The sequence below is a fragment of the Pedomonas mirosovicensis genome (assembly GCF_022569295.1).
Lineage (GTDB): Bacteria > Pseudomonadota > Alphaproteobacteria > Sphingomonadales > Sphingomonadaceae > Pedomonas > Pedomonas mirosovicensis.
Map to the genome: position 1 here is coordinate 1,732,309 of NZ_JAKFIA010000001.1, position 18,009 is coordinate 1,750,317.

Here is an 18,009-nt window from a genome sequence, read left to right on the forward strand (position 1 = left end):
GATGGCTTGGACCTCAACGCGATTGGCCGTTTTGGGAGCGATTCTGCTGGCATCCATCGTGTCGGTGATCGCTGTCGGCCAGCGTGAACTGTCCAGGAGCAAGCCCGCGATGGCCGAGCTGAGCCTGGCGGCTTATCCCGACAACAGCATGCTGACACCGGCCGGCTACCGTCATCAGGACCATATGAAGTCCGCTTTGATCTACGAACGTCGGGCTCTGGCCCGGTTGGGCCTTGAGCCGCATTTCGCGCGGCTTTAATCGGCGTGGCATAAGGGCAGAGATCCGAATTTCCTAAATTTCCTCAGCCAAGGGTTCCATTCCCGGCCTTGATGAGAAGCCAGCAAGAACTCTTCCATTTCCTTCACTTTTCCTGAGCAGGCGTGGGCCTGGCTCGAGACCGGGCATGACGCCACCATGCGTCAATGGACCATGCACCAGGGCCGAAGGCGGCCAGCAGCAGAAAGCCGCCCGCAATCGCAAGATTCTTGTTGAAATTGATCATCTGCGCCTGATCGGATGGCACAAGGTGAAACAACACGGCCGTGGCGATGGCGAAAGCGGCCATGCCAAGGCCAGCCAAACGCGACAGGAGACCGAAGGCCACAGCCAGGCCGCCACCAATCTCGACGCAGATGACCAGCGGCAGCAATGCGCTTGGCACGCCCTGGGTTTCCATGGTCTGGCTCGTGGCCGCATAGGTGGCGATCTTCGACCATCCGGAGGTAATGAAGATGTAAGCCAGCAGCAGCCGACCGATGAGCGCCAGGGCTGGCTCAAGTCGGGTAAGGCCATGGGCGTCGGTCATGGTCAGGCTCCGGGAGTTATTGGGCATCACGCGCAACGGCGGGCGATCGACACCATGGCTGGGAAATCCGGTCCGCAGGAAAGGTTCCTCACGTTGCAGTGAAGCCCAATCGAAAGACGCATAATCTATGTTATGTTAAATATCGTCCATGGGAAGGCTGCCGAGCCCCCCATTTCCGTGCCATTCCGGATTGCCGCGGATGGTGCCGTTTGCCATGATCGGCCGTCATCGACCTGCCGGAATGACGTATGACTGTTTCTCCGCCTTCGGCCCACGAGCGAACGCTGCACTTTGATACCGAGGCGCTTTCCGCCTTTCTCGATCAAGCCTTTTCGCCAAAGGCGCGTGGACTTCTCGGGGCCGTCGAACTGGTCGAGCTGGATCACGTCCGTATGAGGCTGGACCCCAGGCCTTCCATGCTTCGCCCGGGTGGCGTTGTTTCAGGCCCGGCCATGATGGGTCTGGTGGATGTTGCCGCCTATGCCGTGATCCTGGCCCATATCGGCCCTGTGGCCATGGCTATGACCAACACCCTCACCATCAACTTCCTGCGCGTCTGCCGTATGGAGCCTGTGTATGCCGATGCCCGGTTGCTTAAGCTGGGCCGTCGCCTGGCCTCGGTCGACGTCCGCCTCTGGCAAGGCTCGGAAGACCGGTTGGTAGCACAGGCGACGGTCGGTTACGCATTGCCCTAGAATCGATAGCCCACGCCCACGACCATGGCCGGCTGCCACTTGTGCTCATTGATCGGGCTATCGGCCGCATCTCCAAGATATCGGGTCAGCACGGCAGTGGCGTTGAGGTGCCAATGGCGGTTCAGCGCGACAAGCCCGGTCAACGACATGGAAACGTCCTTCAGTCCGCTATCAGCGTCGAATGCTGGCAGGCCTGAACGGGCGGATTGCTCGGCGCTGATGCCGAAGTACCGCTGCGTATGCTTGTTGCTGGCCCAGGTTGCCGAAACGGCTGGAATCAGCATCATCTGCTTGCTGGGCTTGAACTGGTAGTTCGCCGTGACATCGACCAGCGTGCCATCCGTGCCGCCGAAGCTGCGGGTGAGGCCGGCAGTCAGGGCCATGTTGTCGATGGGCCGATAGCGGGCGAATACCCGGCCGCCCACTGCATCCTTCACCTTTCCAAGGCCTTCCGGCGAATCCTTAGCCCGGCGCCCACGCACGAACACCGCGCCCGCGCCGACGTCGATCTTGTCCGTTTCCAAGAGGAAAGCGCCGAAGCCGTCGCGGAAGTTGGCGAAGAACGACTTGTAACGCAGGTCGAACATCGGCAGCGGCAGTATACGATAGTCGTCCGAGCCCTCGTAGTCCGGTACGGCTGCGATGCCGACGCCAACCATCCCGGAAAGTTCGTCCGACTTATCTTCGGCAAGTGCCGGAGCCGCGCCGATGGCAAGCCCGGCCGCCAGCGCCAGAGCGGCCACCCTGACGCAGCTGGGCACATGAACCTTGGCCTGAACCTTGGGATGCAACATGGAATTTCCCTTTAGCTGGAAAAGATACAGCATAACCCTCACGGTTCGCTAACGCGTTTCGGGTTTATATTGATCCATTGCGGAAATAGTATAGCGCCCGCTTGGCCACCCTTGCCTGAATGTCGGAAAGACTTGCCGATTTCAATGGTTTACTCGCCATTGATGCCGGAGGGGTGCCCCCTCCTCTTCCATGCATCACGGTGCCAGATGCCGCTGGGACAGCTTACAGCTCAACTTCCATACCGTCGTAGCCGGGCTCGACATGGAGCGGCAGGCGGGCCTTCAGTTCGTCGTAGTCCAGTTCCCAGTTCATGTGGGTCAGGATGGCCCGCTTCGGCTTGAACTTGTCGATCCACTGGAGGGTCTGGCCGAGATGCGGGTGCGTCGGGTGCGGATCATAGCGCAGGGCATCGACGATCCACAGGTCCAGATCATAGAGGTATTGTTCGGACTGGGCCGGAATCGCATTCAAATCCGTCGTATAGGCGAGCTTGCCAAAGCGGTAGCCGATCGAGGTGATGCCGCCGTGAACAAGCGGGAACGGTTGTACCGTCACCGGGCCGATGGCGAGCGGGCTTTGTTCGTCAATCACATGCAGGTTGGCAATGGCCGGGTAATCTTTGAAGCCCGTGAAGATATAGCCGAAGCGCTGGCTGAGGGTGGTGGCTGTCGCCTCATTGGCATAGCACTCAAGGGGCCGGCGGTTGGAGTGGTAGAGGCCGCGCAGATCGTCGATGCCGTGGGTGTGGTCTGCGTGATCGTGGGTGTAGAGCACCGCATCGAGCTTCTTCACCTCCGCGTCCAGCAGCTGCTCGCGCAGGTCCGGCGAGGTGTCCACGAGGATCTTGGTGCCCTGATCCTCTACCAGGATGGAAACGCGGCGGCGGCGGTTCTTCGGGTTCTTCGGGTCGCAGCGCCCCCACAGGTTGCCCACCCTCGGAACGCCGCCCGACGTACCGCACCCTAGAATACGAACCTTCATAAGCCTCTACCTCGTGTCATGCCCGGCGTGCCGCTCTTATCGCAACGCATGGAGTGCAGGATAGCCTTCGGCTTTGGTTTTTCGCAGGGGATTTCAATCCCCTGCACCCCTGATCTTTCATGGCTGTGTGCGGCACAACCGGCTCGGCCGTATCTGCACTGGAAATCTCAATGGGCCGCAACCGTTATAAAGCGTGCGGCCCTTTTAAACGAACGGGAGGTTGCCAAGAGGGGTAAGCCCCTCTTGGCAAAAATCCAATTTAAAAAATAACTTAGCTCGCCTTGCTGAACAGGCGGAAGAAGTTGGCCGTGGTGGCCTGCGCCAGTTCGTCCACCGTCTGCCCGCGCAGGTCCGCGAGGAAATTGGCAGTGTGAGTGACGTAGGACGGCTCGCATGGCTTGCCGCGCATGGGCACGGGCGCGAGGAACGGGCTGTCGGTTTCGATCAGCAGCCGGTCCTGCGGAATGATCTTCGCCGTCTCCTGCAAGTCCTTGGCGTTCTTGAAGGTTACGATGCCAGAGATGGAGATGTAAAAGCCCAGCTCCAGCGCGATCTCGCCAAACGCCTGGCTCGCGGTGAAGCAGTGGATGACACCGGGGAAGGCCCCCTTCTCCATTTCCTCACGCAGGATGTTGGCGGTGTCCTCCTCCGCATCGCGGGTGTGGACGATCAGCGGCAGGCCGGTCTCTCGGCTGGCGGCAATGTGGGCGCGGAAGCTGGTGATCTGCTGTTCGCGTGGGCTGTGGTCGTAGTAGTAGTCCAGCCCGGTCTCGCCGATGCCGATGACCTTGGGGTGGTCGCTCGCCGTTACCAGCCGCTCCGTGTCTACGTCCGGGTGGGTTTCGGCCTCGTGCGGGTGGATGCCGACGCTGGCGAACACGTCTGCCTCCTGCTCGGCAAGGCCCACCACCTCGGCCCATTCATGCGCCTTGGTGGAGATGTTGAGAAAGCGCCCGATACCGGCGGCGCGCGCCCGCGCCAGCACGCCGGACACATCTTCCCGCAAGCCCTTGTAGTTCAGGTGGCAGTGGCTATCGACCAGCATCAGCACGCCCTACTCCGTTTTACGCCTTCTTCGCTTCCGCCTCGCCGTCCTCGGCGGGCAGCTCCAGCCTCGGGAAGATGGGGCTTGGCGGGCTCAGGGTAAAGCCGCTGTCCTTGTGGCGTTGATACCAGGCGGCGTCGTCCAGCGCGGCGAAGCTGCGCTCGCCTTCCGGAATGCCGAGCGTCTCCAGCAGCTTGGCCATGGATGCTGGCACCACCGGTTGAATGGCGATGGCAAGGTCGTGGATGGCCTTCACCAGCACCGCCAGCACCGCTTCCATGCGGGCCGGGTCGGTTTTCCGCAGCGCCCACGGGGCCTGGTGATCGATGTACTGATTGCAGGCGAACACGCCGCGCATCCATGCTTCGATGCCTTGGGAAAGCTCAAACTTCTCAAAACGTTCGATGAGTTCGCGGGTGGCGGACTTCACCTCACCCAGCAGCGCCTCATCCTCGGCATTGCTCCCCTCGCCCACACTTGGCAGCGTGCCGCCCAGGTTCTTGGCGATGAAGGAGAGCGTGCGCTGGGCAAGATTGCCAAAGCTGTTGGCCAGCTCGGCGTTCGCGCGGGCAACAATGGCTTCGTGGCTGTAGCTGCCATCCTGTCCAAACGGCACCTCGCGCAGGAAGAAGTAGCGCACCGGGTCGATGCCGTAGAGGTCGGCCAGCCCATTGGGGTCGATGACGTTGCCTACCGACTTGGACATTTTCTCGCCGCGGTTGAACAGGAAGCCATGGCAGAAGATTTGGCGGGGCAGCGGCAGGTTGGCGGACATAAGGAACGCAGGCCAGTAAACGGCGTGGAAGCGCACGATGTCCTTGCCGATCACATGCACGTCGGCGGGCCAGAACTTCCGGAAAGATTTAGAGTCTACAGCAGGATAGCCGACGCCAGTCATGTAGTTGGTGAGCGCATCCACCCACACGTACATCACGTGGCCCTCGGCCCCCGGCACCGGGATGCCCCAGTTGAAGCTGGTGCGGCTGATGGAAAGGTCCTTCAGCCCGCCCTTGACGAAGCTCAGCACCTCGTTGCGGCGGCTCTCGGGGCGGATGAAGTCCGGATTGGCCTCGTAGTGGGCCAGCAACCGGTCCTGATATTTGCTGAGGCGGAAGAAGTAGCTCTCCTCCACTGTCCACTCAACCGGCGTGCCCTGTGGGGAGAGTTTGGTGCCGTCTTCCTGCGTGGTCAGCTCGCTTTCGTCGTAGAAGGCTTCGTCCCGCACCGAGTACCAGCCCTCGTAGCGGTCGAGGTAGATATCGCCCGCCGCTTCCATCGCCTTCCAGATCGCCTGGCTCGCCTCATAGTGGGCGGGCTCGCTGGTGCGGATGAACCGGTCGTAGGAAATATCGAAGCGGTCATCCATGGCCTGGAACATCGGGGCCATCTTGTCTGCCATCTCGCGGGCTGTGAGGCCATGCTTGCGGCCGGTCTGTTCCATTTTCAGGCCGTGCTCGTCCGTGCCAGTCAGGAAGAACACGTCCTCGCCCATCAGCCGGTGAAACCGGGCGATGACATCGGAGGCGATCGCCTCATAGGCGTGGCCGATGTGCGGCGCGCCGTTGGGATAGGCAATGGCTGTGGTGATGTAGAAGCGGTTGCGGTCGGCCATGGCTCACACAAGATTCGAGGAACGGACAGACGCCATCGCGACGATCCGTGACAGCTCGAACACCACGGATTTGGGATCGAGCGCCAGAGGGACCGCTGCGCCGGCAAGATCGCGTGCCTTCTCCCACAGCGACACGATACGCGCAAGATCGGCCGTCTCCGCTTCCTCCGCTAAGGTAGCGAGCCGCTCGGGCACCAATTCCAGAAACGCCTCGTATCGGGATTGCATCGCGGCGGCGGAAAGCACTCCGGCCAGTTCCATCGCCAGCGCGCCGCTCGGGTCGCCCGTGCGGACCAGGAGGTCCAGCGCCTTCTCCAGCCCCTGGATATCGAGCCCTGCGAAGCGCAGAGCCCGGCCGGGGCACCCCTGCGCGATCGGCACCAGTTGCTCGATCTCGGCTGAGGTAAGTTCGGGCCGCACGCTCTGCAGCGCGGCGTGAACACTGGCCGCTTCCAGCGGGGCGAGCACCAGCCGGCGACAGCGGGAGCGGATGGTGGGCAACAGGCGGCCCGGCGCATGACTGACCAGCACGAACAGGGTTCGCACCGGCGGCTCCTCCAGCATCTTAAGGAGGGCGTTGGCGGCGGCCCGGTTCATGTCGTCCGCCGCATCCACGATGACAACGCGCCAGCCGCCGTCCGCCGGCGTCGTGCCGAGGAATGGAATGAGCGCGCGCACCTGATCGACGCCGATCTCCTTGGCCAGCTTGCCCTTGTCGTTCTCGGCGCGCTCCAGCACCTTGAGGCCCGGGTGACTGCCGGCTGCCATGAGGCGCGCGGCGTGGTGTTCGGGGTCCACCTCCAGGCTCTTCGGCCCTGCGCCCCCGAACAGGCCGTCCGCCTCCCCCGCCCCGCCGCCCGAAAGCACGAACCGGGCGATGCGGTAGGCCAGCGTCGCCTTGCCGACGCCGCGCGGGCCGGTCAGCAACCAGGCGTGGTGCAGGCGGCCGGTGCTCCAGGCATCCAGAAAGCTCCGCTCGGATGCAGCATGGCCGAACAGGTTCGGATTGGTCATCGGGGTTACAGGGCTGTCGTCGCTCACAGGCCCAGCCTTTTGCTCACCACGGCCTCGATGGCGGCGGAGACATCGGCCACAGGCGTGCTTGCGTCCACCACCGCGCAGCGATCGGCGAAGCGGTGAGCGAGGTCGAGAAAGCCCTGCCGCAGCGCCTCGTGGAAGCGGATATCGTGCGCCTCGAACCGGGTCTCAATGCCATGGCGGCCCGCCGCCCGCGCAAGACCGATCTCCGGCGGCAGGTCGAGCACCAGCGTCAGGTCCGGCCACAGAGGCCCGGTGCTGAGCGTGTGCAGTTGGAGCAGCGTCTCCAGTGCCACGCCTTTGGCGGTGCCCTGATAGACCAGGGTGCTGTCCACATAGCGGTCGCACAGCACCCACGCGCCGCGTTCGAGCGCGGGGCGGATGAGGCGAGTTATATGGTCGTGGCGGGCGGCGTTCAGCAGCAGGGTTTCGGTCACGGCGTCCCAGCGGTCGACCGAACCTTCCACGATCAGGCTGCGGATGGTCTCCGCCCCTTCCGTGCCGCCGGGCTCCCGGGTGGTCACCACCTCGATGCCCCGCTGCTGCAACCAGGCCGCAAGATGGCGGATGTGGGTGGACTTGCCGGCCCCCTCTCCGCCCTCCAGCGTGATGAACCGCCCCCGCGCCACTTACTTGCCTGCCACAGCCGCAGCCGGGGCCGCCGGGGCGTCCGAGCCGCCGAACAGGGCATTCTTCATGCCCGCCCAGGCGCGGGCGAAGAAGCCCGCTTCCTCGATGCTTGCGCCTGCCTTCAGCGGATAGCTCAGCGGCTTCTGGCCCGGCGCAGTGATGATGAGATCAGCCACGTGCTGACCCTTCTTGATCGGGGCCGGAATCGGGCCGGTATAGCTCACCTTCACCTGCAGCTTACCGCGCGAGGCGCGGGTGGTGGTGATGGCGGCATCCTGGTCGAGCACCAGGGGCACGGTGTCCTCCGTGCCCAGCCACACCGGGGCTTGTTCGACAACCGAGCCCTTCTTCATCAGCTTGTAGGTCTTGAAGGTGCGGAAGCCCCACTCCAGCAGCTTCACGGATTCATTCACGCGCGCCGACATGGAGGGCAGACCGTTCAGCACCATCACCAGACGCTGGCCGTCCTGCACCGCCGAGCCGGTGAAGCCGTAGCCCGCGGCTTCGGTATGGCCGGTCTTCACGCCGTCGGCCCCGCGCACCCGCCCCAGAATGGGGTTGCGGTTGGGCTGGGTGATCGGCTTGCCGTTCATGGTCTGGCCGAACGTGAAGGACGGCATGTTGTAGAACTGCTTGTAGAGGTCCGGAAAGTCGTTGATCGTCCGCGTGGCCAGGATAGCGAGATCGCGGGAGGAGACATACTCTTCCGGGTCTGGCCAGCCGGTGGTGTTGGCGAAGTGGGAGTTGGTCAGCCCCATCTTCTTGGCGGTCTCGTTCATCAGGTCGACATAGGCCTGCTCGGAGCCCGCCAGTCCTTCGGCCAGCACCACGCAGGCATCGTTGCCGGAAACGGTGACGATGCCGTGGAGCAGGTCTTCCACGGTCACTTGCGCGCCGACCGGCAGGAACATGGTGGAGCCGCGGTTGTTCCACGCCCGCCAGGTCTCGGGGGAGACGGTGATCTTGTCCGTCAGTTTCACCGTGCCCTTCTTGATCATATCGAAGGCCACGTAGACCGTCATCATCTTGCCCATGGAGGACGGCGGCATGGGTTCGTCCGCATTCTTCTCGTAGAGCACCGTGCCGGTATCGGCGGAGACGAGATAGGCGAACGGGGCAATTGTCTCGAATGTCGGCACCTGGGCCAGGGCGCTGCTGGCAACAAGCACACCGGCAAAACCCAATACGAAACGCTTCATGGAAAGTCCTCGACTTTGCAACAGTTGGTTAGCTGATCGGCCGCAGCGTGACACGGGCGTCGGAATAGCCTGCCGCGCGGATCTCCGCCAGCACGATTTCCGCCGCCTGGCGGTTGTCGAACGGGCCGATTTGCACGCGATAGAAGCCGCGGGCGGTTGGCTCCACGAGGGTGGAGCCGAACCGGCGCAGGTTGAGCGCCAGGGTGTCGGCCCGCTCGCTGTTCGAGAGGGCTGCGACCTGAATATAGACCATGCCCGCCTTTGCTGGCTGGGCGGAGGGGGGCGCCGCTTGCATCGGCGCGCTTGGCAACGGTGCGGGCGGTGGCGGCAGCGCGGTCTGCACCACAGGCGCGCTGGCGTATTGCGGCTGAGGTTGCGTCGGAACAGGCGCGGGCATCGGAGCGGCCTGGGCAACCGTCGCCTGGGGCAGCGCCGGCGTGATATTGCCGTTGGCATCCGGATAGACGCGTCGCACCCGCACCGGGGCCGTGCCCTGCTGGTCGAACCCGAGCAGCTGGGCGGCCCTGCGCGACAGATCGATGATGCGATCCTTGACAAACGGCCCGCGATCGTTGACCCGCACCACCAGCTGCCGCCCGTTGTTGAGGTTGGTTACCTCGACATAGCTCGGCATGGGCAGAACCCGGTGAGCGGCGCTGATGGCGTTCATGTCGAAGGTTTCGCCGTTGGCGGTCGTTTTCGCGTGGAACTGCGGCCCATACCACGAAGCGATGCCGGTCTCCTCGTAGTCCTTGATATCCTCCGGGTAGTACCACCTGTCCCCCACCTTGTAGGGATTGCCGATCTTCACCACGCCGCCGGGCCCCGGCTTCACCGTGGCCCCCTGCCCGGCAAGAGAGCCGGATGTGGCGCGCACGCTGTCGGTGGACGCGCAGGCGGTCGTCATTCCTGCGCCGAGCAGCAGCAGGCAGAGGCGAAGCAGCCTAGCCATCGAGGGCATCGGCCAGCTGGGCAACGGAAAGCGCATAGAAGTTCGAGCAGTTATATTCGAGGAAAGCACGGTAGTTTTCGGTTGTCAGGAAAGCGGGGCCGTCCGGCCCGTCGGGCTCGACCAGGCTCATCGGCGTCTCGGGCGCAGGCCAGACCTGCCCGGCGGAAGTTGCCACCAGCCCCAGCGTCTGCCATTCGGCGGCGGTCAGCCAGCGGCTGTGCTTCTCGATAACGCGGCTGCATTCCTCCGGCAGGTTCTCCTGCCGCAGCGCTGCGCGGTCGAGCGTGGCCGGCACCTTCACCTCGAAGCCCCAGGGCAGGCCCGCCTGCCAGCCGTGGCTCACCAGATAGTTGGCGGTGGAGGCGAACACGTCGGTCATGTCGCTCCACAGGTTGCGCCTCCCGTCACCGTCGCCGTCAACGGCGAAGCGCAGGTAGCTGGTCGGCATGAACTGGGTATGGCCGAACGCGCCGGCCCAGGAGCCGCGCAGGTCCTCGGGCGTCGCCATGTTCCGGTCGATGATCTGGAGGGCGGCCCACAGTTCGCGACGGAACAGCTCGGAACGGCGGCCTTCGTAAGCGAGCGTCGCCAGCGCCGGCAGGATGGGGAAATTGCCGGTGTAGCTGCCGTAGTTGGTCTCCATGCCCCAGATGGCGAGCAGCACGCCCGAGGGCACGCCGTATTGCTGCGTGGCGTAGGAGACGGCGTCTGCCACTTCCTGCTTGCGGTTGAGGCCGCGCGCAATCTTCTGCGGGGTCAGTCGCTTGGAGAGGTAGGTGCTGAACGACGGCGTGACGGAGTTGGGCGCCTGCGCCCGGTCCAGCCGGATAACGGTTTCGGATTCCGTCATGCCATCGAGGGCGACGTCGAGCGTCGTCTCCGCCATTCCGGCGGCCAGAGCCGCCGCGCGCACGTCGACGAGCCAGGCATCGAAGCTCTGGCCGGGTTTTGCCTCCGGCAACACATCAAAGGATGCCAAGGTCAGCCGATCCGTCGCTGGATCTGCCGGGATCGCGCCACCGGAAGCCGGCGACACCGCTGCTGGAATGCCCGTTCCTGTGTCTGTTCTGGTCGCCTGCCGGGTTGCAGCAGGGGATGTCGCCGAAACGGACATCCCGCCTTCATCTGAAGAAATACACCCCGTCAGGGCTGTGATAGCCGCAAGCGGCCCTAGCCATGCACGTTTCATCATCGTCCCGCCCAATCGAGACGATTCTGTGCCATAGCGGGCCAGTCGATCCAAGGAAAAATGCGGCCAGACGAGCCTTGGGGCGGATGCCTCGGGGAACCGGGCCGGCCATTCCGGCCCCGCCCATGCCGCAGGCGAAGCGAGGCCGTTCAACGACAGAATATGGCGGCCTGCTGCCGCCCGTCCCTGCCCTGGCCAGGCATTCACAGCGCCTATGGCGCAATCTTCCTCTTGCGTGCCGCGCCAAGATGGGGAATGAGAGCGTTTCGCCGCTGATGCCGCCGTGGAGGGATGGCCGAGTGGTTTAAGGCACCGGTCTTGAAAACCGGCGTGGGTGCAAGCTCACCGTGGGTTCGAATCCCACTCCCTCCGCCACCCGGCTCGAGATTTGATTGCCAGTTTCGGCGCCCTGCATGGCAAAGTCCCATTTAAATCGCTTGCGGCCTTGTTTAATTGGAATCGGGCCCCATATTATTTCTATCGATATTGATTTTTGAATCTTGCTTTGGCCCTCTGGTGTCGGGCGATCTTCCTTCAAAATCGACTGTACCTGATTGTCGCGCACGTTGCTCGACGTGAAATTTTCTATGCCGATTGAAAGGAAATCGTCATGAATACCGGAATTGTTAAGTTCTTCAACACCACCAAGGGCTTTGGCTTCATTCAACCCGACAATGGCGCACAAGACGTGTTCGTCCATATCTCGGCGGTTGAGCGCTCTGGCATGCACACGCTCACCGAGGGCCAGAAGGTGAACTTCGAAGTTGTTCGGGACAACCGCTCGGGCAAGAGCGCGGCGGAGAACCTTCAGGCTGCGTAAGCCTTTACCTTCGATCTATGACCACGGATGTACTGGCACAGATCGTTGAGAAAGCGGGAGAGGCCGGGTCTGTGCCCGGCCTTTTCTTTTTCTGGCGTTTAAGAAGGAGCCAAATGCCATGACCGAGCTCAATAAGGACAACCTTTTCCGCCCTGTTCCATCAAGAACCGAAACCAAGGCAGACATTACCAACAGGGTAGCCCGCGAAATCATCAAGGCTGAAACCGACCGCCGCCATGCCAAGACCGAACTGCTGCGGGCGGCCCGCCTCGCGCAAGAGGCCCAGAATTTGGAAACGGCGGCAGGGTCGGCAACGAAACCCCGGGCCAGAAAGGCCTCGCAGGGCCGCTAACACCTGTCCTTATCCGCACGCCAATTCCCGCACGTCGACCTGCCATGGATCCTGATTTGAACGGTCCGGCTATGCGGACCCTTCGGCCGGTTGCGTGTTCCGTGCATCTTCTTCCCGCGTGAACAGCTTGGCGAGGTCCGCTTTCTTGGTGATGAGGTCGGCAAGGGTATAGCGGTCGAGCACGGCCATGAAGGCTGCCATGGCCTCGCGCAGCGCGCCGGTGAAGCCGCAGGCCGGGGCGATGACGCACGAGCCGCAGTCCACCAGATTGAACCCCTCCTCCGTATGGCGCACGATCGCGCCTACGTTGATCTCCTCCGGCGGGCGGGCGAGACGAATGCCGCCGAAGCGGCCACGCACGCTGGAGACATAGCCGGCCTTTCCCAGATCGTGCACCACCTTCATCAGATGGTTTTGGGAAACGCCGTAAGCCTTGGCGATTTCAGGAACCGAGCATAGCGTCTCCGGCCGCGCGCCGAGGTAAAGCAGCACCCGCATGGCATAGTCGGTATAGCGCGTGAACCGCATGGCTCCTCCTCATCCCGCCGAGGCGCTGCTGTGACATAATGTACCCATATAGGGATTCCCGTTGCTTCATACAAAGCGGCTTTATACATGTATTAAAAATACAGGTATGAGGCGATCAGGCAGCAAACGGTTGCTCCGTCAGGGGTTTTCGCCCCGCCCGAACGCCCCATCCCCCGGGTTTTGTAAGCCGCGTGCCCCAGGAGTGGGGCTGATACTGGAGATAGAAATGTCCAAGACACTCTCCCCGAACACCATCGCGCTGGTGAAGGCGACCGTACCGGCGCTTCAGGCCCACGGGCTCGAGATCGTGCGGACCATGTACGCCCGCATGTTCCAGAATCCGGCCATCCGGGACCTGTTCAACCAGTCCCACCACGGTGGCGATGCCCCGCAGCAACGGGCGCTGACCATGGCGATCCTTGCCTATGGCAGCAACATCGACAACCTGGGCGTGCTGACGGCGGCGGTGGAGCGCATCGCTCAGAAGCATGTCGGCCTTCAGATCCTGCCCGAGCACTACCCGTATGTGGCCGAGGCCCTGCTGGGCGCGATCAAGGAGGTGCTGGGCGATGCGGCGACCGAGGAGATCCTCGCTGCCTGGGGCGAGGCCTACTGGTTCCTCGCTGATATCCTCATCAACCGCGAGGCGCAGCTTTATCAGGAAAACGCGGCGGTTGAGGGCGGTTGGACCGGCTGGCGCGAGTTCGTGGTGGAAGATGCTCGCTCGGAGAGCACGGTCATCACCTCCTTCCTGCTGCGCCCCAAGGATGGCGGCAAGGTTACGCTGCACAAGCCGGGCCAGTATCTGACCTTCTGGCTGGAGATCCCCGGCCAGCCGGCCACCAAGCGCAACTACAGCATTTCCAGTGCGCCCAACGGAGAGACCTACCGCATCTCGGTGAAGCGCGAGCCCCATGGTCTTGCCTCCCGCTGGATGCATGAGGCGGCCAGACCCGGCACGGTGCTGAAGGTTGCCGCTCCATCCGGCGACTTCTTCCTGGCAGAAAAGCCGCAGCGCCCGGTGGTTCTGCTGTCGGGCGGCGTTGGCCTGACGCCGATGGTCTCCATGCTGGAAGCCCATGCCATCAATGGCTGGGACACGGCGGTTCACTTCGTCCACGGCACGCAGGATGGTTCCACCCACGCGCTGGGCGAGCATGTGCGCTCGGTTGCATCCACCTGCCCTGACGGCAAGGTGTCGGTGTTCTATGAGACACCCCGCGCCGAGGATGAGAAGGGCCGTCATTTTGACGAGGTTGGCTTCATCACCGAAGGCTGGCTTGCGGCCAATACGCCGGTTGCCGCGGCTGAATATTACCTCTGCGGCCCCAAGCCGTTCATGCGGGCGATGGTGGAAGCCCTGACCCGGCTGGGTGTCGGCGCTGATCGCATCCACTATGAGTTCTTCGGCCCGGCGGACGAGCTGCTGGCGGCCTGAGCCGATCCTTGCCTTATCCCATGGGGAGGGTGGCTTGGCGCCGCCCTCCCCTTTTCATGTGCGCCGCTGCCTGATCCTGCCTGGAGCGCAAATGGGAACCGCCCGCTCTTCCCCGCGCTCCCTTTTGAGATTGCCCAATCCGTATAGCAGGCCAATCCGTACAGCAGGGATGCGTCATGAACGACAGTGAACGCCAGGTCATCGATAGTCTCTTCGCCCGGCTTCGGCAGGTGGAGGCGCAGTCGCCGCCGCGCGATGCCGAGGCCGAACGGCTGATCGAGGAGCATCTGACCGCCCAGCCTGGGGCAAGCTATTACATGGCCCAGACCGTCATCGCCCAGGAACAAGCGCTGGAAGCTGCCCAGGCCCGCATCACCGAGCTGGAGCGTGAGTTTTACAGCCGGGGCGGCGGTGGTTTTCTCTCCAGCATCCTGGGCGGGCGCGACCACAGCTATCGCTCCTCCCCTCACCAGTCTTACCGCGCGGGACCCCAGTCCTACCAGTCCGGGCCGTGGGCGGGCCTTGGCGGCGCACGGCGCTATGGCTATGGCGCGGGGCTCCGCGCCCACACGCCGGGTGGCGGGTTTCTGGCGGGCGCGGCGCAAACCGCCATGGGCGTGGCGGGCGGCGTGCTCATCGGCAACCTTATCGCCAACGCCTTCTCGGGGCACGACGTCTCGGCCGCCGAAGCCGGAGGCGACTACGCCCCTGGTGTCGGGCCGGGCGAGGATACCGGCGCTGCCGGCAGCGAAGTCGGCGGCGAGGATTTCACGGGAGACGACATCTCCGGCGACTTCGGCATGGATGAATTTTAGATAAAACGCCGGGAGATCACCCCGCCTACCGGTAGAGCAGCACCGGGATGAGGCAGGTGCGGATCATCTGGGTGGTCGTGCTGCCAACGATCAGCTGGCGGATGCGCGAGTGGCCGTAGGCTCCCATGACGAGCAGGTGGATCTGCTGGGATTTCACATAGTCGCTGATAACCGCCTCCGGTTCGCCCGGCAGTCGCTCCAGCGTGTAAGGCTGGTTGGCGGCGATCAACCGCTCCCGCGCCCATTCCAGATGCCCCTCGGCGGCGGGGCTGGCCCCAGCCACCATCACCACATGCCGCTCCAACCCGGCAAGCAGCGGGTTGCCGCATAGCTCCTCCACTGCCCGGCGGGAGGATGCCGCGCCATCGTAGGCGACAAGCACCCGCTCGATCGGCCGGAAGGCGCGCGCTGCCACCAGCACGGGCCGGTGGGTGGCCCGTACCAGCCGTTCCACGCTGCTGCCCAGGTGCAGCCGGTCGAAGTCCGCCGCCTCCCCGCGCTTGCCAATCACGATGACGGCGGCGCTTTCCTCCAGCGCGCTTACCGCGTCCACCAGGCTGCCGTGGCGGCACCGAAGACTCACCTGCGCGATGCCGCCGTGATGCAGGCGCGCCTCTGCATCCTGCAGAAGCGCCGTGCCGCGCTGCATCAGAACCTGGTTGCGCTGCTCGTCGAGCACGGTCAGTTCTTGGATGAGCCGGTCCTGCGCGCCAAATCCCATGCCGCCGCTGAAGTCCGCGTAGGCCAGGCCCTCGTACTGCCGCTGGACCACATGGATGAGTTCGACCGGCAGCCGCAGCCGGGCGGCGGCCCATCCTGCGTGGTCGCACACGCTGGGGCCGTAAACCGATCCGTCGATGCAAGCGATGATCTTCCGCATGGTGCCGGTTCCTGATTAGAAGAATGGCGCGGGTGCCCTTGGCAGGCAAAGGGAATCTGCTTGCTTTGGAAATATTTTCGCCCGCGCGGCCGGCAAGCGCGGAGGGCATCTCTTCTGCCGGTTGACCAGCTGGAAGGATAGCCCTTTCAAAGTCTGGAGCGGGTGAATTGCTTGCAGCAGATCGCCCGCTCCAGGTTTTGTTTCTTAACGGCAGGGTATTCCGCCCTGCTCGAGCACAGTTTTAGGCGATGACCTTCTGGGCGAGTTCGGTGTTGTATGCCCGGATGATGCCCGGAATGAGGAAGGCATCGACGAGCACCCAAATGCCAACGGCACCCAGGATAAAGATGCCAACGCCGAAGAAGATGGTGATAAGCCCGAGAATAGCCAGCACAAGCTGGGCAATCGCGGTACCCGTCCGCCCCATGTAGAAACGGTGCGCGCCAAACGTACCGATAAAGAACCAGAGAAGATAGGCAACGCCGATCGATTTGCTGTTCGCCTGAAAGAGCATCTGCGAAAGGGCGGCGTTCTTTGCCTCGTTTTCCATGTAAGCCCCCTGAACAAGGTGATTAAGCCCCGGCCGGAGTCATTAACCCCGTCCGCGCATTCGGCCCCGCCGGTTTGGTGCCGACGATGGCGCCTGCCGATTTATAAGCTGATAATCCTAACGAAGTCGAAATGATTTTGCCGATGCCCGTCAGTCCTGACGGGGGACTTGCCGTCTTGGTTCAAAAGGCATGCTTGGCGACAAAGTGCACCCGGTTCAGCTTGCCCGTATCGCCGTTCAGCAACTTGCGCCTGCCGTAGCGGTATTCGATGCCGAGATCGAGCGGCTTGACCGGCGAGTAGAACAGGTTAACCGCTACGCTGTGGGCATTCTCGTTGGCTGTGGCCGGGGCGAGCCCGGTGGGATAGTCGACGTCCTGGAATGAGCCCATGATGTTGGTCCGCAGCTTGTCGGTAAAGCCGATGCGGAAGGCGACAAAGCCCGCCAGCACGTCGACCCGCTCCAGGTCCGCGCCGCCGCCTGCCGTGTCGGCGAGATAGAGCACGTCCGGCGCAAAGTTAAAGCCCACGTATCGTCCGATGCCCTTGCCATAGGTCAGCATGAAGCGAATGTCGTAGGGGCCGTCCTTGCCGAAGGGGATGCGGCCCGCTGCCGAGACGCCCCAGCTGAAGCTCCTCTCCTTCTCGATCGGGGTGTTGACCGAGAGCTGGCGCGCCAGGCCCGATAGGGTGAACTGGCCGAACGAGGGGGTGTAGGTGAGCTTGAGGGTGGCATCGGGCAGGTGGTCGTCGTCGTTCTCGACCAACACCGGCGTCGCAGGCGTGATGCTGGAGGTCTCCGGGTTCTCCAGCGCGAAGGCCATGGCGAACTGCTTGGAGAACTCATGCGTGTAGCGTACCTGCATCTGCCGCACGAAGATGGTGCCCTCGGTTACGCCGACGAAGTCCGCCGCTTCCGGCAGCACGGTGACGTTCTGAAAGTTGCTCCAGTCCTGTCCGAAGGTCCAGCCGTCGTAAGTGATGAAGGCGCGGCGCAGGGCGAAGTTGTAGCCGTTGGTGGTGCGCTCCGAACCTTGCGTGCCCGGCGAGGTCTGGAAGTCGGATTCGATATGCGCCGCAACGACCTTGTCTCCCACCGGCGTTTCCGTGGTGAGGATGATGCGGGTCTGCTTGGCATGGGCATCGAAGTCGGCGCCCTCGCCCGGCGCGTCGTCCACCGGGATGAACTGCGGCAGGTAGAAGTCGCGGCCCAGGCTGTTGGTGGCGGTATCGCCATCGCGATAATCGCTGACGATCGCGTCAGCCTTGATGAACCCGCTCAGTCGGAAAGTGGTGTTGCCAACGCGGAAGCCGGTGCCAGGCGGTTGCGCCTGGGCGGATTGGCTGGAGGCGCTCTTGGGCTGGGTTGGCGGCTCCTCCGGCGGCACGGCGGCCACGGTCGTCTGGGAGGGGGGCGTCACAGGCGCAACCGCCGATGCCACCGGGCCCGCAGCTGGCGCAACCTCCGTGGGCGATTGGGTTGCCGAAGCCTGGCTCTGCTGCCGCTTGGTGGCCTCCAGTTCCTGCCGCACGTCCCGCAGCGCCTCTTCCAGCTGGCGCACGCGCTGCTCCAGAACGGCGGTCCGGTCCGCCTGCTGCGCGCCGGCGGGATGCGCGGCCAGGGCAATGCATGCCGCGCCGGCCAGAAGCACGGGTTTCCGCTGAATGCCAGTCACCATTCTGTC

20 protein-coding genes and 1 tRNA gene are annotated in these 18,009 nt (G+C 63.6%); 7 read left to right on the plus strand and 14 right to left on the minus strand.

The genetic code is table 11. The features are described 5' to 3' along the window. Position 1 precedes the first annotated feature (1 nt). A complete protein-coding gene (locus tag L0C21_RS08270) occupies positions 2–259 on the plus strand; it encodes a hypothetical protein (protein ID WP_259277902.1) in 258 nt (85 codons plus the stop codon). A gap of 103 nt (positions 260–362) precedes the next feature. On the opposite strand, the gene L0C21_RS08275 is transcribed toward L0C21_RS08270, so the two are convergent. Beyond that, entirely contained in the window at positions 363–806 is a 444-nt protein-coding gene (locus tag L0C21_RS08275) for a DoxX family protein (RefSeq protein WP_259277903.1), read from the minus strand. A 248-nt stretch (positions 807–1,054) separates the two neighbouring features. Between L0C21_RS08275 and L0C21_RS08280 the strand changes: the two genes are divergently transcribed. After that, positions 1,055–1,501 (plus strand): PaaI family thioesterase, encoded by a 447-nt coding sequence (locus tag L0C21_RS08280; protein WP_259277904.1) that lies wholly within the window; start codon positions 1,055–1,057, stop codon positions 1,499–1,501. Here L0C21_RS08280 and L0C21_RS08285 read toward each other — a convergent pair. From L0C21_RS08285 to L0C21_RS08325, 9 genes are all read right to left on the minus strand, one after another. Further along, entirely contained in the window at positions 1,498–2,295 is a 798-nt protein-coding gene (locus L0C21_RS08285) for a MipA/OmpV family protein (RefSeq protein ID WP_259277905.1), read from the minus strand. The genes L0C21_RS08280 and L0C21_RS08285 overlap by 4 nt on opposite strands. A 223-nt stretch (positions 2,296–2,518) precedes the next feature. After that, on the minus strand, positions 2,519–3,277 hold the full coding sequence (locus L0C21_RS08290) for an MBL fold metallo-hydrolase (RefSeq protein WP_259277906.1): 759 nt from the start codon (positions 3,275–3,277) through the stop codon (positions 2,519–2,521). A gap of 271 nt (positions 3,278–3,548) precedes the next feature. Then, positions 3,549–4,322 (minus strand): TatD family hydrolase, encoded by a 774-nt coding sequence (locus tag L0C21_RS08295; RefSeq protein WP_259278848.1) that lies wholly within the window; start codon positions 4,320–4,322, stop codon positions 3,549–3,551. Between the two features lie 19 nt (positions 4,323–4,341). Beyond that, entirely contained in the window at positions 4,342–5,934 is a 1,593-nt protein-coding gene (gene metG / locus L0C21_RS08300) for a methionine--tRNA ligase (protein ID WP_259277907.1), read from the minus strand. 3 nt (positions 5,935–5,937) lie between these two features. Continuing rightward, the gene (locus tag L0C21_RS08305; RefSeq protein WP_259277908.1) at positions 5,938–6,975 is read right to left on the minus strand and encodes a DNA polymerase III subunit delta'; all 1,038 of its coding nucleotides are present in this window, start codon (positions 6,973–6,975) and stop codon (positions 5,938–5,940) included. Next, positions 6,972–7,601 (minus strand): dTMP kinase, encoded by a 630-nt coding sequence (tmk, locus tag L0C21_RS08310; RefSeq protein ID WP_259277909.1) that lies wholly within the window; start codon positions 7,599–7,601, stop codon positions 6,972–6,974. The genes L0C21_RS08305 and tmk overlap by 4 nt, the downstream gene beginning before the upstream one ends. Then, positions 7,602–8,801, minus strand: a complete 1,200-nt coding sequence (locus L0C21_RS08315) for a D-alanyl-D-alanine carboxypeptidase family protein (protein ID WP_259277910.1) — start codon at positions 8,799–8,801, stop codon at positions 7,602–7,604. Between the two features lie 28 nt (positions 8,802–8,829). After that, positions 8,830–9,753, minus strand: a complete 924-nt coding sequence (locus L0C21_RS08320; RefSeq protein ID WP_259277911.1) for a septal ring lytic transglycosylase RlpA family protein — start codon at positions 9,751–9,753, stop codon at positions 8,830–8,832. Beyond that, a complete protein-coding gene (locus tag L0C21_RS08325) occupies positions 9,746–10,732 on the minus strand; it encodes a lytic murein transglycosylase (RefSeq protein ID WP_259277912.1) in 987 nt (328 codons plus the stop codon). Before L0C21_RS08325 ends, L0C21_RS08320 begins: the two co-directional genes overlap by 8 nt. A gap of 495 nt (positions 10,733–11,227) precedes the next feature. Here L0C21_RS08325 and L0C21_RS08330 point away from each other — a divergent pair. The 3 genes from L0C21_RS08330 to L0C21_RS08340 all read left to right on the plus strand — a co-directional run bounded on the left by L0C21_RS08330 (position 11,228) and on the right by L0C21_RS08340 (position 12,114). Continuing rightward, a tRNA-Ser gene (locus L0C21_RS08330) sits at positions 11,228–11,317 on the plus strand. 235 nt (positions 11,318–11,552) lie between these two features. Further along, a complete protein-coding gene (locus L0C21_RS08335; RefSeq protein ID WP_259277913.1) occupies positions 11,553–11,762 on the plus strand; it encodes a cold-shock protein in 210 nt (69 codons plus the stop codon). Positions 11,763–11,880: 118 nt separating this feature from the next. Further along, on the plus strand, positions 11,881–12,114 hold the full coding sequence (locus tag L0C21_RS08340; RefSeq protein ID WP_259277914.1) for a hypothetical protein: 234 nt from the start codon (positions 11,881–11,883) through the stop codon (positions 12,112–12,114). A 69-nt stretch (positions 12,115–12,183) separates the two neighbouring features. Here the strand turns inward: L0C21_RS08340 and L0C21_RS08345 are convergent, their stop codons facing one another. Next, positions 12,184–12,642, minus strand: a complete 459-nt coding sequence (locus tag L0C21_RS08345; RefSeq protein ID WP_259277915.1) for an RrF2 family transcriptional regulator — start codon at positions 12,640–12,642, stop codon at positions 12,184–12,186. A gap of 226 nt (positions 12,643–12,868) precedes the next feature. On the opposite strand from L0C21_RS08345, the gene hmpA reads away from it, so the two are divergent. Together hmpA and L0C21_RS08355 are read left to right on the plus strand one after the other, a co-directional pair. Beyond that, a complete protein-coding gene (gene hmpA / locus L0C21_RS08350) occupies positions 12,869–14,080 on the plus strand; it encodes an NO-inducible flavohemoprotein (protein ID WP_259277916.1) in 1,212 nt (403 codons plus the stop codon). Between the two features lie 176 nt (positions 14,081–14,256). Further along, positions 14,257–14,895 carry a DUF2076 domain-containing protein gene (locus L0C21_RS08355; RefSeq protein WP_259277917.1) on the plus strand — a complete coding sequence of 213 codons (639 nt, stop codon included), beginning with the start codon at positions 14,257–14,259 and terminating at the stop codon, positions 14,893–14,895. Between the two features lie 25 nt (positions 14,896–14,920). On the opposite strand, the gene L0C21_RS08360 is transcribed toward L0C21_RS08355, so the two are convergent. The 3 genes from L0C21_RS08360 to L0C21_RS08370 all read right to left on the minus strand — a co-directional run bounded on the left by L0C21_RS08360 (position 14,921) and on the right by L0C21_RS08370 (position 18,003). Then, on the minus strand, positions 14,921–15,775 hold the full coding sequence (locus L0C21_RS08360) for a universal stress protein (RefSeq protein WP_259277918.1): 855 nt from the start codon (positions 15,773–15,775) through the stop codon (positions 14,921–14,923). A gap of 241 nt (positions 15,776–16,016) precedes the next feature. After that, positions 16,017–16,325 carry a TM2 domain-containing protein gene (locus L0C21_RS08365; RefSeq protein WP_259277919.1) on the minus strand — a complete coding sequence of 103 codons (309 nt, stop codon included), beginning with the start codon at positions 16,323–16,325 and terminating at the stop codon, positions 16,017–16,019. 181 nt (positions 16,326–16,506) lie between these two features. Next, positions 16,507–18,003: a DcaP family trimeric outer membrane transporter gene (locus tag L0C21_RS08370; protein ID WP_259277920.1), complete on the minus strand. Its 1,497-nt coding sequence runs from the start codon at positions 18,001–18,003 to the stop codon at positions 16,507–16,509. Positions 18,004–18,009: the final 6 nt, after the last annotated feature.